Origin of the sequence: Bacillus sp. AY2-1 (assembly GCF_008368965.1) — a bacterium.
Lineage (GTDB): Bacteria > Bacillota > Bacilli > Bacillales > Bacillaceae_G > Bacillus_A > Bacillus_A thuringiensis_S.
The window spans coordinates 20032-34618 of record NZ_QPEL01000015.1 but is presented as its reverse complement, the minus strand read 5'-3'; the positions used below and the strand labels follow the sequence as shown (position 1 = coordinate 34618).

Genomic DNA, 14587 nt, shown 5'->3' with positions numbered 1-14587 from the left:
TTCATAATCCCAAAGAAATTTTCTATTACTGCGTTGTCGTAACAGTTGCCTTTTCGAGACATACTCTGGACGATAGCTCTTGATTCAAGAGTACGGACGTACTGTCTCATTTGATAATGCCATCCTTGATCCGAATGCATCAGTAGCTGGTGCGTTTCAGGTAAACGTTCCAATGCTTTCTCTAACATGTCTGAAACAAGCGAATACGTCGGTCTAGAACCAATTGTATAGGTAATAATTTCACCATTATACAAATCTAATACAGGTGATACATACAGTTTTTCTCCAAACAATTTAAACTCTGTGATGTCTGTTACCCACTTTTGATTCGGTGCATCTGTATGAAAATTACGCTCTAAAATATTAGGTGCAATTCTACCGACTTTTCCTTTATAGGATTTATATTTCTTCATACGCACAACACACTTTAACCCAAGCTCTTTCATAATGCGCTGAACCTTCTTGTGGTTCACTTTCTGGCCACGATTCGTTAATTCATCACGAATGCGACGGTAACCATAACGACCTTCATTTTCCTCATAAATCGCTTTAATCTCAGCTTTCAAATCGGCATCTACATCTGGACGATTCATTTTCTTTACTAAATCATAATACGTGCTTCGAGGAATAGTAGCTAGCTCCACGAGTGCCTTCACCGAATATTTATGCCTTAATTCATAGACTACTTGCGCTTTGTCTTGTTTTGTGATTTTTCCTTGTTTTGAACTAAGGCATTTAACTTTTTTAAGTACTCATTTTCCATCTCAAGCTGTTTAATGCGTGCTTCAAGTGCTTCGACTGACCCTTCAGCTAAATGTTGTTTTAATTGTTTATTTGAATCTTTTTTCATGGATGGACGCCCCTTTTTCTTAGATTGAAGGGCATCAATTCCTTGTGTTTCGAGCTGTTTTTTCCAAACAGAAATCGTTGAAGGGGCAGGAATATTAAAGATAGCTGCCGTCTCAAATAAGGACATACCGTTTTCAATCATAAAGTTTAGTACGTCTAGTTTAAATTGTTGTGTGTAATTTGTACATCGTTTTAGAAAAGCTTCCAGACCATTCTGTTTATATTGGTTTACCCAATTCAAAATGATTGTGTCACTTATACCGAGCGATCTACCCATTTCTCGATAACTTTCATTTCCGTTCAAATAACGTAGAACGATTTGTATTTTTTCATCAGCTGTAAATTTAGCCATAGAAAAACTGCACCTCCAATTGTTAGACTGTGTCTAACAATTGGGGTGCAGTTCAAATTTATTTACTCTTTTTTTTTTTTATTAACTGAATATTATTATATATAACTACTACAACTCCAATTGTTAGACTACAATTGGGGTGCAGTTCAACTGTTTTAGCTCTTTTTTCACGTATTCAACTTAACAAATCTATAACCGTGCGTAACTAACACTTTTAATATCGCGTATCCTGGAATGGCTAAAATAATGCCCATAATCCCGAATAAGTTTCCGGCAGTTAAAATGATAAATATGATTGTAATTGGGTGAATATCTAGCTTTTTCCCCATTACTTGAGGAGAAATAAATTTACCTTCTGCTAATTGTACAACCATCATAACAATGATTACTTTTAACACCATTGCTGGCGAGTCAATAAATGCGATAATTAACGCTGGTGTAATAGCAATAATTGGTCCTACGTACGGAACGATATTTACAATCATCGCTAAAATCGCAAGTAGTACCGCATATTTAATACCGATAATAAGGTAACCGATTAATAGCATAATACCGATAAACAAGCTCACGATAATTTGCCCTCTAATATACGAGCTAATCGCATAGTGCATATCATCTAGTATTCTCATTGCTGCTGGTTGTCTTTGTTCTGAAATGAATTTTAAGAAGTGATTCGGCAATTGTTCGCCATCTTTTAAAAGATAGAACAATATAAATGGAACCATTACAAATGTTAAAACAACCTCTGTAACAGTACTCAAGAATCCAGTTACATTCCCAGTTACTGATGATAATGACTTTGTAAAATCAACTGTATAGTCTTTTACCATATTCGCAACATTAATATTTAAATTCTCCTGAATTTTACCAAGTAAATTACTTTCCCCGAATCTACGCGCTGCTTGTTCAATCTCATGGCCAAAGTACGGTAAGTTATCAATTAATGCATCAATTTGATCTTTAATAATAGGGATAACAGTTACAACTAAAAACACAAATAATCCGATTACTATTAAGTATATTGAGGCTATCGATACGATTCTTGAAACACCTTTCTTTTCTAAAAGTGAAACGAATGGATGCAAAATATAGAATAGCACGCCTGCCAATAGTACTGGGAAGAAAATTGTTTTTAAAAATACGATAAACGGTGTAAAAACAAATGATATTTTTGTTAGTAATAAAATATTAATAAACAATAACGCAAATCCAAGCAATACCGCCAAATAATTTTGTTCTCTAAAAAACTTTCTTAACTTATCTCTTTTTCTTATATTTATTTTCTCCAATGAAACCACCTCTTCGAATGATGAAAAGCCCTTATTCAGGGCTCTTCATCATAATCTATATCTCTATTTCCTTGCAGCTTTCACTACAAATGATACAATAAGAATTAACACGATTGCACCTAATAATGCCGGCACGACATGAATCCCACCAAATGATGGCCCAAAGGATCCAAATAATCTACCACCTAACGAAGCACCTAATAAACCTGCGATAATATTTCCGAACATACCACCTGGGAAATTTTTACCCGTTATAGAACTAGCAATTGCACCTATAATAGCACCAACTATTAATGTGATAATCCATCCCATTTTTAGTCCTCCATTTCTATTATAGTTTGTATGATTCAATACAAACATATGTATTTATCATTGCTAATCATATTTCACTATAGAAATATATTTACTACTATTTTACATATGGAGATACATATATTATATGCAAAAAAGAAAAATATTGTCAAACTCACCCATAAAGCAATTATATTAATATACCATATTCAAAGGAGGCTTCATTATCTATGATTCTTAAGTTAAATTCCACTTCTTTTGAAGTAGCAACATCCATTTTACAAGTTCAAATTCCAGCCTATAAAGTTGAAGGGGACTACTTAAATAGTACTGCCATACCCCGTTTATATGATACTGTAAACGATATTCAAAGTTGCGTTGAAACATTCTATGGATATTTTTCTGAAAATAAACTTGTCGGCTTTATTTCTTTTGTACAAGAAGAAAAACTAATTGATATCCACAGGTTAGTTGTATCGCCCGATTTTTTTCAAAAAGGAATTGCGACGAAACTCCTAATTTATATATTTAACATGTTCCCTTCTTCTATGACATACATTGTACAAACAGGTAAAGCAAATACCCCTGCTATCGCATTATATAAAAAACACGGCTTCCTTGAAGTAACATACACCGAACTACCTGATGGAATAGTACTTACACAACTGAAAAAACAGAAAAAATAAAATAATTTGACTAATCGTTTTATTTATGTTACCTTTTACCTTATAATACCTTTTGCTGAGTCCAAATTTTGGAGCGGGGGAACCAATTTTGTAGCTATGCTACTTGGGGCGAATCTTTTTTTAAGTAGGGAAACTCTCACTTCCCGAGTCCGACAGCTAACCTCGTAAGCGTAATGGGAGAGGAAGGTGCTTTTTGCCTATGTTACACATTTTGCCTCCTTAATTATAAATATGGGATCGATATCAAATAGTCACCTATATTTATAGAAAAGGAGATATGTATTATGTTACGTTTATCTGATCACGCAATAAAAATGATGGAGCAAAGACTTCGACTCGAACAACATCGCACATATCAAGCAAATAAAATTGTAGATAACTTACATCACAAATACTTCTTTCAACATATTTTTCAGCCAAAAAGATAAAGCAAAACTTTAATCAGTGGGGGCATCCCCACTGATTATTAGTTAAACCAATCGGGCTTTTACGGTCCGTTGATCTATCACCTAACTTCTTTACTCTAGCTGAATTTTGTAGTGGGTGTCTTACTGCCCGTTAATGCAGGATAAAAAATTGTTCATTTAACATCAAAAACACAAGGTGTGTCTAAAAAGACATTCCTTGTGTTTTTATATTTCTTATAATATTCTCACTACATTTAAACTTGCCGTAATCGTACCTGCTATTGTAGTCACATGCCCAACACCGAGCGGGCCATTTTGTAATATAAACGTTGAATTTGCACTAGCTACATTTACAAGAAGCGTATTTGAAATAGATGGTTCCAATACTACAGTTGATGTCGTTACATTTTGTATAAAACTCCCTGTTACTTGTGTTCCATTTAATAGTAATCTTACAGATACTACTTCATTCCCACCAGTCGCGTCCCCTTGGAAATAGTAGCTTACTAAATATATTCCTGGCGTCGATACTGTGACAGTTGTAGCACTAGTTAAAGATACACCAGTTCCATATACAGTGGATCCCGAGTTAATTGGAATATTGGCACTTGCTGCAATTGTGCTTGTTGATGTAGAAAAGAAATAGCCACCACCTGTCGATATAGCAGATGATCCTGTTGCTCCAGTTAAGCCGGTTGGACCAGTGGCGCCGGTTGGGCCTGTTACTCCCGTTCCCCCTGTTGCTCCAGTTATTCCTTGTATGCCTTGTATTCCAGTCGGGCCAGTGGCACCAGTCACTCCCGTCTGGCCGGTTGCTCCCGTCGAACCTGTTATCCCTTGGAGACCTTGGATTCCTTGAAGACCTTGGGGACCCGTTTCTCCAGTCGGGCCGGTTGCTCCCGTTGGACCCGTTATCCCTTGGGGACCTTGGATTCCTTGAAGACCTTGGGGACCCGTTTCTCCAGTCGGGCCGGTTGCTCCCGTTGGACCCATTTCTCCTTGTGATCCTTGAATTCCTTGAGGACCTTGGGGACCCGTTTCTCCAGTCGGACCTGTTGGACCTTGGGGACCTTGCACTCCTTGTATTCCTTGAGGACCGGTTGGGCCTATACTTCCTTGCGGTCCCTGGATACCTTGTATTCCTTGAGGACCGGTTGGGCCTGTTATGCCACTCGGACCTTGTACGCCTTGCACTCCTTGTGGGCCAGTTGGGCCACTCGGACCTTGTACGCCTTGTAGACCTTGTAAACCAGTTGGACCTGTCGCTCCCCTTACTCCTTGCTCACCTTGTATACCTTGAACCCCTTGTGGGCCGGTTGGACCGATTGGACCCTGTGCCCCTTGCACTCCTTGGGGACCTGTCGGACCGGTTGGGCCGATTGAGCCTTGTAATCCTTGTAGACCTTGCGGACCTGTCGGGCCGGTTACTCCTTGTATCCCTTGTGGACCTTGAATGCCTTGGTCACCCGTTGGACCTGTTGCCCCCATCGGCCCCTGTACCCCTTGCAAACCTGTTAAACCGGTTGCTCCTGTTGGACCCTGTATTCCTTGCACTCCTTGGATTCCTGTTGCTCCTGTTGCTCCTGTCGCCCCTGTTGCCCCTGTTGCTCCTGTCGGACCGGTTGGACCCCCTGGTGATCCTGCTGGACCGGTTGGACCGGTTGGACCTGTTGCTCCTGTTGGACCCGTTGCAGAACCAGTCGGACCGGTTATCCCAGTTGATCCGGTTGATCCAGTTGGACCTGGATCCCCTTGTAAACCAGTTGCCCCTGTCGGACCGATTACACCTTGCACTCCTTGGATTCCTTGAGAACCGGTTGGACCTACCTGCCCCATTTCTCCCTGGGGACCTTGTAAACCTTGAACACCAGTTTCCCCTTGTGGCCCCATTGGCCCCTGTTCCCCTTGGATTCCTTGAGAACCTGTTGGGCCTGTTGGACCAATTAGACCCTGTATTCCTTGTATTCCTGTTATACCTTGTAAACCACTACTTCCTAAATTACCTTGAACACCTTGTATACCAGTATTTCCAGTCGGACCTGTTGGACCATTGTCCCCTTGCACTCCTTGTATACCTTGTATTCCTGTTGGACCTGTCGGACCGACTTCCCCTTGCATTCCTTGTATGCCTTGTATTCCTGTTGAACCTGTTGGACCGATTGGACCAGGAATTCCTTGTATCCCCTGAATACCAGTTGGACCTGTCGGACCTCTTTCGCCTTGAATTCCTTGAACACCTTGTATTCCCTGTGGGCCTTGTTCTCCCATAGGCCCTTGACTACCTTGAGAGCCTTGTGGTCCAGTTAAACCTGTTGGACCTGTTGGACCATTTTCTCCCTGTACCCCTTGCACCCCTTGTATTCCTGTCGGACCTGTTGGACCGATTGGACCTTGTACGCCTTGTATTCCCTGCGGTCCAGTTGGTCCACCTAAAGCACCTGTTGGACCGGTTGGTCCAGTGGGCCCCGTAATACCTGGCGGCGGAAAAGGAATAGGTGCTTGAAACTTACTACACTTATCTTGATTCTTCACAAGCATCTCCTCCCGTTTGTAACGCATCAAACTATTTGTAATATGTTTAAGCTAGCTGTTATTACTCCCGCTAATGTCGTTACATGCCCAATAGCTAATGGACCATTTTGTAATGACAAAGTGGAATTTGGAGAAGTAACTTCAATTACCATCGTATTTGAAATCGCTGGTTCTAATATAAAATTACCTTTTGTAACATAAAGAATAAAACTCCCTGCGACTTGCGTTCCGTTTAAAACAAGCCTTACCGAAATCGTTTCATTCCCCAAAATTGCATCCCCTTGAAAATAATAACTTATTAAATATATCCCTGGCGTACTTAACGTTATAGTTGTCGCATTTGTTAAACTAACTCCTGCTCCAAAAATTGTAGAACCAGAATTAATTGGTATTAGCGCACTCGCTGCAATTGTACTCGTTGCAGTGGAAAAGAAATAACCGCCCCCACTAGGTAAACCAGTCGCTCCAGTCGCTCCTGCTATCCCCGAGAAACCTATTGATCCTACATTACCAGTTGCGCCTGTTGGTCCAACCGCTCCGTTTTGCCCCTGACTACCTTGCGCTCCAACTGGACCTATACTACCACTAGCACCTGTCACCCCACTTGCTCCAATTGGGCCTTGCAAACCTTGAATTCCTTGTATACCTTGTATTCCTTGCGGACCCGTTGCACCTATATCGCCTGTCATTCCTGTTATTCCTTGTATTCCCGTAATCCCTTGAACACCTTGCACACCTTGTGGTCCAGTTGACCCGGTTGCTCCAGTAGCTCCAGTTTCACCCGTTGCACCAGTAATTCCAATATTCCCTTGTGGGCCTTGGGGTCCTTGACTACCTTGTGCCCCTTGGACTCCTTGAGGGCCAGTTATACCGACCTCCCCTGTATTTCCTTGGGGACCTCTAATTCCTTGTGCTCCTGTTGGACCGATTATTCCTTGCACTCCTTGTATTCCTTGCACTCCTTGAACTCCTGTTGGACCCGTTATTCCTTGTAATCCTTGAGGACCTTGCAAACCAATAGCTCCAGTCGGACCGATTATTCCTTGCACTCCTTGAAGACCTTGTGCACCTTGTGCACCTGTCAATCCCGTAGTCCCTTGTATCCCTTGAACTCCTTGAGGACCTTGTGCTCCAGCTGCTCCTGTTTCCCCTTGAATTCCTTGTACTCCTTGTATACCTTGCGCTCCAGCTGGACCAGTTGCTCCTCGGATTCCTTGTTCACCTTGAACTCCTTCCGCTCCTGTAACACCAGCTGGACCGGCTATCCCTTGTATTCCCACCATTCCTTGTGCACCTGTTGGGCCTATTACACCTTGAATACCTTGAATACCTTTAGGGCCTTCTGCACCTGTCGGACCAGTTACTCCACGCGTACCTTGTATTCCTTGAGAACCTTCTGCACCCGTTGGACCCGTTATACCTGGGTTACCTTGAGGACCTTGTGCCCCTTGGACTCCAACTGCTCCAACTACACCTTGGGAACCTTGGACTCCCCTTACACCTTGAGGACCTGTTGGACCTGTTATACCTTGCACTCCTTGCGCTCCAATTGGTCCTATCCCTCCGCTTACACCTGTTGAACCAGTCGCACCCGTTGGACCTGTTGGACCTCCTGGCGGGCCGGGTGGACCTGATGGACCAGTCACTCCACTAGATGGACCAATTGGACCGGTTGTTCCCGTCGGACCACCCGGTGGTCCTTCTGAGCCTTGTGTACCAGTAGGACCAGTTGCTCCTGTTATCCCTCGTACTCCTTTTGCTCCTTGAAAACCTGTGGATCCACTTACTCCTTGTATTCCTTGAACTCCTTGTGGACCTTGAGGGCCTGTTACACCGGTTATTCCCTTTATTCCGCTTATACCTTGAGGACCTTGTATTCCAGTAGAACCAGTTGGTCCTACTACACCTTGTGCCCCTTGATCACCTTGGTGTCCTTGTTCTCCAGTAATTCCTTGTATTCCTTGAGCGCCGTCTTCTCCTTGTATACCAGTAGCCCCTTGCTCTCCTTGTATCCCTTGAACACCTTGAGGACCTTGGGAACCAGTTACCCCTGGAACTCCAGTTACCCCTCTCTCTCCTTGTATTCCTTGTGCCCCTGTTTGTCCTCGCTCACCTACTTCCCCTTGTATTCCTTGTATGCCCTGTATTCCTTGACTACCAGCAGGACCCGTAGCTCCCTGTGTTCCTTCTAATCCTTGTACCCCAATATCACCAATTGGACCTTGGTTTCCGATTAATCCTTGAGCACCTTGGAGGCCAGTTGGACCAGTTATACCTTGCTCTCCGGTATCACCAACAGCTCCTTGTATTCCCTGCGCTCCTGTTGTCCCTCGCGAACCTTGTATTCCCCTGATACCTTGAGGTCCTTGGGGACCAGTTGCTCCCGTCGGTCCAGTCATCCCTGTTGGACCAACAGGACCTTCATGCCCTCCAGTTGGACCTACAGGGCCACTATTACCTGTTGGACCAGTTGCACCTATAAGCGGAAGAGGCAGTGCCACTCCGAATTTTTTGCAATTTTTATGATGACGCACAACAATCCCCCTTCCCTAAAATCATTACACCTTTTATATGAAATGCATTTTTTTAAAAAAAGTACACCTCTGACCTTATTTTTTAAAAATAAAGAAGCCTATCATTTCAACTATTTGAAACGATAGGCTTCTTTTTATAAAACAATTTGTTTCCTCGCCTTAATAATAAAAGTAGTTGGTACCATCCTAGCTTTATATAAAGAATAATATTTCGTAGACGGCTCAGCTAGTTCTCCATCAAACGAGCTCGATGGTTCAGGCTCTTCTATTCTCTCAATTATAAAGCCTGCTCTATTTAACTCATTTATATATGTACTTATTTTTCTCTTATATAATATCGCTTGTACATTTTCTCCTTTAAATGTTTCAAACGTAATGGACGTTTCCTCATGATAAGAAGACTTTATAGCAACTTCTTCTGTACCATATTGTAAGTTTGAATATACTGGGTGCTCCCAACTAAAAATAAAACTTTCTCCTGGCTTTAAATAGGAATATATAAACTCTACTGTTTTTCCTAAATTTGAAGTCCAACCTAATGCATAAATGGAATATATAATATCAAAATACCCTTTCTGAATATCTTCTTCCATTGCTCCGCATATTAACTTTGGATTCCAACGCTTTTACGTTTTATTCGCTGTTTTAATTTGTTCACTTGAAAGATCAAGACCCCATACTTCCTCTGCCCTATGCTCTGCCATATATTGCAACGAATGTCCACTTCCACACCCAATATCAAGAACTTTTTTATTTCTAATTGAATCGAACAAATGAATCTCATCTTCAGACGCCGTATACGGACCATATTTCGGTAAACAATCCACTTGAAAGAAATATGGTGCAACTGTATCCCAACACTTTTTGTTTAAAGCTAACATTTGTGTGCCTTCCATATCATTCCCCCCATCCATTTTTCTTTCTCTAATATTACTTACATATCATAACCAGATCGCCCTTTTCTCTTCGCCCGGTAGTTTTTCACTTTTGCAATCGTCCCGCATGCTCTTCCTCCTTCTTCTCCAGCATACATACCGCACCATCTTTTACTTCCATTTCGCGAATGATCATAAAATACCCAGCGACAATCTGGACATGCTTTTAACCTTCCCCACACATTTTCTTGAATTGACATTAACACAATGCTTAGCACTTTTGTATACACATTCTCTTCATATACTGGTTCATATGTAATACCTTTCATATCTTCCTTTATATGTACATGAAATGGGTATTTCTCTAACCATTTTTGCAATGATTCTTCGCCTTCAATTGTCATCCGAATATCTTCTCGAAAATTTCTTAATTCCTCTATCGTATAAAATGGAAACTCTTCATCAAAATATTCTTTCATAAAGAGCTTTATATCTTCTTTTGTTTGCAGCAAATCAATTGGCTCTCTCGTATCGTTTGGTATTCTCCATGTATTTAAAAATTCCCGAATATATTCTAGTTCATTTGGAGCGTTTTGATTCAATTCGATCCACCTTCTTCTTAAAATTTACTTTTTTCTGACTTTATGTATAATTATAGTATAAAATAGTTAACCATCAAATAATTTTACTGGTTACATAATTAGGGGGATTTCTATGAAAAGTTTCTCAACACCGATACGTTTCATGCTTATTTCTTCATTTTTTATGTCTTTTGGGTATTTTGCAGTATACGCATTTTTAGCTATTTATCTATTAACCTTTCTTCATTTTTCTGCTGTCCAAGTAGGAACAGTGTTGACGGTTATGACAATTACATCACGAGTTATCCCATTATTCTCAGGGTTAATTGCTGACAAAATAGGCTATATCATTATGATGATAGCTGGTTTATTTTTGAGAGGAATCGGATTTATCGCTTTAGGAATATGCTCTGATTTCTATACAATTTCTATTTCTTCTGCACTTATTGGCTTCGGAACTGCATTTTACGAACCTGCCGCTCGCGCTATATTTGGCTCACAGCCAGCTCATTTGAGAAAAAATTTATTTACATATTTAAACCTTAGCTTTAATTGCGGTGCAATAATCGGACCAATTGCAGGAGGGTCCTTACTCTTACTCGATCCACTCTACGCTTTCTCTCTAACAGGATCTCTTATGCTGTTATTTGCTTTTATCTTTTACTTACTTAAAAATCACTTCCATGTCACTACTGAAAACACGTCTATTACATTAGGAATACAGGCCATCTTACAAAACAAGTCTTTCCTTCTGTTTTCCTTTATCATGATTTTCTTCTATATTATGTTTACTCAGCTTACTGTCGCACTTCCACTTCATATGAAAAACATTAGTAATAGCAATCAACTTGCTACACTCGTTATTACGATAAATGCGATAACAGGCGTCATATTTATGGTATTATTCCGAAAATTATTCCACAAATACAACACACTTTCGATTATTAAATACGGTGTTTTATTAATGAGTATTTCCTTTTTACTCATTCCTTTATTTCAACACCCATATTGGCTCTTTATTTGTGTAATTTTATTTACAATCGGTGAAACACTCGTATTACCTAACGCTGATATCGCTATTGCAAATTACAGTAATGAATCATATACAGCCACTTTCTTCGGATTTTATCAACTATCACTCGCATTTGGTTTTATCATCGGTAACTATACCGGGACATCGTTTACATCCAATTTAAACGGAATGTATACACCATGGCTTATTTTCGGCGGAATAGGAGTTATTGGTTTTATTTCACTCCATATTTTAAATATTAAAAAAGGGAGCTCTAAAGAGGATATATACCTATGTAATGAGACGAAACCTCTTTAACACATTACAATTGAGATGGTACCTTTAGACAAGCAACCTATAATAAAAAAATTCGACCATCATACTTGACAGTCGAATCTTTTTATTTTTCATATTCAAGATGATTATGTCTTTTACAACCAAATAAATAGCACCCCCCTAAATGATAAGTTTCAAATTCTAACCCTGGAACATATCCAGATTTGATACGTTCTATCATTGTTTTATAACAATTATTCTCTTCTGTATATTCCTCAATTAACTCTTTCTTATCTTTTTCTGTCCAGTTTTCTTCTACTTCTTCATTCTGAACATCTTCTATTTCTGATGTTTTCGCTTCGATAGATTCCTGTATAACTTCATTTATACGGGAGAAATTATTAGCTTTATATAGAGCATATACAAACCTACCAATCCAGTTAGGACTTTTCCAAACTTCTTTGTATCCCTTTTCGAACCATTCAATTGCTTCGTTATAGCAATTCAACTCAACATATAAATCTGCTACATGAATTTCTCCTAAAAAATTATCAGATTTCCTGTTAAAAGCATCTAACTTCTCTTTCGCTTCTGTCGTTCGCCCTAAATCAATTAAGCATTTTACATAGCTATACATTATATAGTCCGAATCCCCTGCAACTCGCAAAAAAAATTCCGAAGCTTTTTCTAACTCTCCAAGGTTATAATGCGCTACAGCTACATTGTGAAATGCTTCATCCGATGGTTGCATCGAAATAGATTTTTGCAATACTTCTTTCGCTTCTTCCCATTTTTCTTGTTTCGTGTAAATTTCCCCTAAGATGTTATAAGGAAAGTATGAAGAAGGATTCAACTTAACAACTTCTCTTATTAATTCAAGAGCTTTATCATCATTCTCTTCCTCATAAAAGTACATCCAAGCCAGATTATTGAGAGATTGTACGTCTCTAGATTCATGTACTGCTTGTTGAAACAGTTCCATTGCTTCCTCATATTTATTTTGTTCAAACATTTCAATTGCCTTCTCATTAATGTTCAAATAACTACCTCCGAAGTAAATGAATTCATCTATTCCCTATCATTATTGTAAAATGTAAAAATTATAATTTCTATAAAAAAATTTCTTTCTCTCGTCTACATTTCGATTGAAATAGAAGCTAAAACACACGAATTTACAACAATCAGTAAATTTTTTAATCTCCCTTAAATTGGATATACATCCTGTTTTAATTTACATATTATGGTGCAATTAAAAGGGTACTAACTAAACATTTACGCTCCACACTAGTAATCTAGCAATACCAAAATCAAAATTCACATGGAATTGAGGGATGTTATGAAACAGAAATTAGCTGTTCTTCTATTCACCGGAATCATATTATCCGGATGTTCAGCTATTGCAGGAAATTCTTTAGAAACTGGAAACGGCAGTATGGAATTATTAACACCAACCATTACAACAAAAGATAATGAATTAGAAATTAAGACCGAGGGCATTGATGAAAATAAAGTGACCTTTATTTATGTTGCTAATAAAAAAGTATTGGAACAAAAAATTAATAATGGTGAATCCTACAAGCTTAACATTAAAGATATCGAACACGCTCATAGGACGGACTACAAGCCAAAAGTTCAACTTTTGCAAACAAAAGATGATGATAAAGATGGAGAAATGGTAACCTTTAAACAAGTTAGGTATACAGTTAAGAAAAACTAATTTTATAGTTATTTCATTATAAAGTGAAACTTTAATCGGTAGGGGTTTTGTGCATCATCCCCCACTAATTATTAACCCTCACCAATCGAGCTTTTACGGACTGCCCGGCAAATAGCGGGATCAATGTAACGAACGAAAATATACTTTTAACAGAGTGTAAATGTAAGGAATTCTAACATGAAAAAACGATGGGTTTCTTGGTGGATTGGCAACATGTTTTGGATTATCATTTTTGGAATATGGACCGCTATTATTTGGCTACGAGATGTTGATGGTGCTGGTGTTACTCAAACATCCGAAATTAAATCAATATCACTTATCGTTTTATTAATCGCGTTTATTATACCAGTATTTATTCAAGTTGTATGGCTAATCATTAATTTGAGGATGAATAGAAAAAATAATTATACGATTCAATTTTTCCAATTAACAGATAAATCCCTTCATAAAAAAGAGAGGAATCAAATTTGAAATAGATTCCTCTCTTTTACATATGGGGGTTATGCCGTGCTTTTAAAGCTGCACTACTCCCTTTTCTTTACGATGCATGTTCATCTTTCTTCTTCATTAACGCTCTCTTCTTCATCGCCTTCGTTAAATATCCGCCTTTAAATGAACGGATTTCATAAGAAGACATAAACGCTTTCGGTGCAATTTTATTAATGATTTCTAACAGTTCTTTCTCTCTAGAGCGCTTTGCAACGATATCTAAGCGATAACGTATAGAATTAATTCCTTCGCCTTCAAATACCGTAACACCAAATCCAGAGTGACGTAGTTCATCTACTAATTCATTACAACGGTCTAGTAAACTAACTTGATACGTAATATAACCAATTGCTAATTTATTCTCTATATAACCGCCTAATAAAAGTCCTGTACTAAAGCCAATGACATAGGCAACGATGTTCATCCAATTTGATAAATCTTGAAACACAATACCTAAACTGACAATGTAAATAGCTCCTTCTAACAATCCAACACCAGCAGCGGATCTTGTTTGATTCTTTACAAGCAAAATCGTACGGATTGTTAAAATTGGAACATAAATAATTTGAAGCACAAAAATAAGTAACGCTTGTAACATTGGTATCCACCTCTTTCAAAAAGTCTTTTGTCATAATAACATACATAACCTTTAGAAATCGATGGGTTTTTAAATTTTTTTACATTATTTTTCATACTA

12 protein-coding genes, 2 pseudogenes and 1 riboswitch are annotated in these 14587 nt (G+C 38.9%); of the genes and pseudogenes, 5 read left to right on the top strand and 9 right to left on the bottom strand.

The features are described from left to right. From DN403_RS02850 to DN403_RS02835, 3 genes and pseudogenes are all read right to left on the bottom strand, one after another. Window positions 1–1201 (bottom strand): annotated as a pseudogene (locus tag DN403_RS02850) (IS3 family transposase); the annotation flags it as partial. 167 nt (window positions 1202–1368) lie between these two features. Next, window positions 1369–2490 (bottom strand): AI-2E family transporter, encoded by a 1122-nt coding sequence (locus tag DN403_RS02840; protein ID WP_000411479.1) that lies wholly within the window; start codon window positions 2488–2490, stop codon window positions 1369–1371. A gap of 63 nt (window positions 2491–2553) precedes the next feature. Then, window positions 2554–2802: a GlsB/YeaQ/YmgE family stress response membrane protein gene (locus DN403_RS02835; RefSeq protein ID WP_000539733.1), complete on the bottom strand. Its 249-nt coding sequence runs from the start codon at window positions 2800–2802 to the stop codon at window positions 2554–2556. Window positions 2803–3011: 209 nt separating this feature from the next. Between DN403_RS02835 and DN403_RS02830 the strand changes: the two genes are divergently transcribed. Together DN403_RS02830 and DN403_RS31005 are read left to right on the top strand one after the other, a co-directional pair. Next, window positions 3012–3467, top strand: coding sequence for a GNAT family N-acetyltransferase (locus DN403_RS02830; protein ID WP_000601235.1), 456 nt, complete (start codon window positions 3012–3014; stop codon window positions 3465–3467). 43 nt (window positions 3468–3510) lie between these two features. Continuing rightward, a riboswitch (cyclic di-AMP (ydaO/yuaA leader) is annotated at window positions 3511–3654 on the top strand. Between the two features lie 97 nt (window positions 3655–3751). Further along, on the top strand, window positions 3752–3895 hold the full coding sequence (locus DN403_RS31005) for a hypothetical protein (RefSeq protein WP_000945244.1): 144 nt from the start codon (window positions 3752–3754) through the stop codon (window positions 3893–3895). Window positions 3896–4108: 213 nt separating this feature from the next. Here the strand turns inward: DN403_RS31005 and DN403_RS02825 are convergent, their stop codons facing one another. The 4 genes and pseudogenes from DN403_RS02825 to DN403_RS02805 all read right to left on the bottom strand — a co-directional run bounded on the left by DN403_RS02825 (window position 4109) and on the right by DN403_RS02805 (window position 10417). Continuing rightward, on the bottom strand, window positions 4109–6412 hold the full coding sequence (locus DN403_RS02825; protein ID WP_149185295.1) for a BC_3345 family exosporium-associated protein: 2304 nt from the start codon (window positions 6410–6412) through the stop codon (window positions 4109–4111). A gap of 20 nt (window positions 6413–6432) precedes the next feature. Next, window positions 6433–8940: a collagen-like protein gene (locus tag DN403_RS02820; RefSeq protein WP_149185294.1), complete on the bottom strand. Its 2508-nt coding sequence runs from the start codon at window positions 8938–8940 to the stop codon at window positions 6433–6435. Between the two features lie 134 nt (window positions 8941–9074). Next, window positions 9075–9836 (bottom strand): annotated as a pseudogene (locus DN403_RS31650) (class I SAM-dependent methyltransferase). 38 nt (window positions 9837–9874) lie between these two features. Continuing rightward, window positions 9875–10417: a CGNR zinc finger domain-containing protein gene (locus tag DN403_RS02805; RefSeq protein ID WP_001072949.1), complete on the bottom strand. Its 543-nt coding sequence runs from the start codon at window positions 10415–10417 to the stop codon at window positions 9875–9877. A gap of 112 nt (window positions 10418–10529) precedes the next feature. On the opposite strand from DN403_RS02805, the gene DN403_RS02800 reads away from it, so the two are divergent. Further along, window positions 10530–11726 (top strand): MDR family MFS transporter, encoded by a 1197-nt coding sequence (locus tag DN403_RS02800; protein WP_000834873.1) that lies wholly within the window; start codon window positions 10530–10532, stop codon window positions 11724–11726. Window positions 11727–11808: 82 nt separating this feature from the next. Here DN403_RS02800 and DN403_RS02795 read toward each other — a convergent pair whose 3' ends face one another. Next, window positions 11809–12723, bottom strand: a complete 915-nt coding sequence (locus DN403_RS02795) for a tetratricopeptide repeat protein (protein WP_001024467.1) — start codon at window positions 12721–12723, stop codon at window positions 11809–11811. A 297-nt stretch (window positions 12724–13020) separates the two neighbouring features. Between DN403_RS02795 and DN403_RS02790 the strand changes: the two genes are divergently transcribed. Both DN403_RS02790 and DN403_RS02785 read left to right on the top strand, forming a co-directional pair. Further along, window positions 13021–13401 carry a hypothetical protein gene (locus tag DN403_RS02790; protein ID WP_000810640.1) on the top strand — a complete coding sequence of 127 codons (381 nt, stop codon included), beginning with the start codon at window positions 13021–13023 and terminating at the stop codon, window positions 13399–13401. Between the two features lie 177 nt (window positions 13402–13578). Beyond that, window positions 13579–13872, top strand: a complete 294-nt coding sequence (locus DN403_RS02785; protein ID WP_000747720.1) for a DUF3923 family protein — start codon at window positions 13579–13581, stop codon at window positions 13870–13872. A gap of 67 nt (window positions 13873–13939) precedes the next feature. Here the strand turns inward: DN403_RS02785 and DN403_RS02780 are convergent, their stop codons facing one another. Further along, a complete protein-coding gene (locus tag DN403_RS02780) occupies window positions 13940–14488 on the bottom strand; it encodes a DUF2179 domain-containing protein (protein ID WP_000938443.1) in 549 nt (182 codons plus the stop codon). Window positions 14489–14587: the final 99 nt, after the last annotated feature.

Excerpts from the sequence above, each read along its gene's own strand:
- DN403_RS02835 (WP_000539733.1), bottom strand. The coding sequence starts at position 2,802 with ATGGGATGGATTATCACATTAATAGTTGGTGCTATTATAGGTGCAATT.
- DN403_RS02830 (WP_000601235.1), top strand. The coding sequence starts at position 3,012 with ATGATTCTTAAGTTAAATTCCACTTCTTTTGAAGTAGCAACATCCATT.
- DN403_RS31005 (WP_000945244.1), top strand. The coding sequence starts at position 3,752 with ATGTTACGTTTATCTGATCACGCAATAAAAATGATGGAGCAAAGACTT.
- DN403_RS02825 (WP_149185295.1), bottom strand. The coding sequence starts at position 6,412 with ATGCTTGTGAAGAATCAAGATAAGTGTAGTAAGTTTCAAGCACCTATT.
- DN403_RS02800 (WP_000834873.1), top strand. The coding sequence starts at position 10,530 with ATGAAAAGTTTCTCAACACCGATACGTTTCATGCTTATTTCTTCATTT.
- DN403_RS02790 (WP_000810640.1), top strand. The coding sequence starts at position 13,021 with ATGAAACAGAAATTAGCTGTTCTTCTATTCACCGGAATCATATTATCC.
- DN403_RS02785 (WP_000747720.1), top strand. The coding sequence starts at position 13,579 with ATGAAAAAACGATGGGTTTCTTGGTGGATTGGCAACATGTTTTGGATT.
- DN403_RS02780 (WP_000938443.1), bottom strand. The coding sequence starts at position 14,488 with ATGTTACAAGCGTTACTTATTTTTGTGCTTCAAATTATTTATGTTCCA.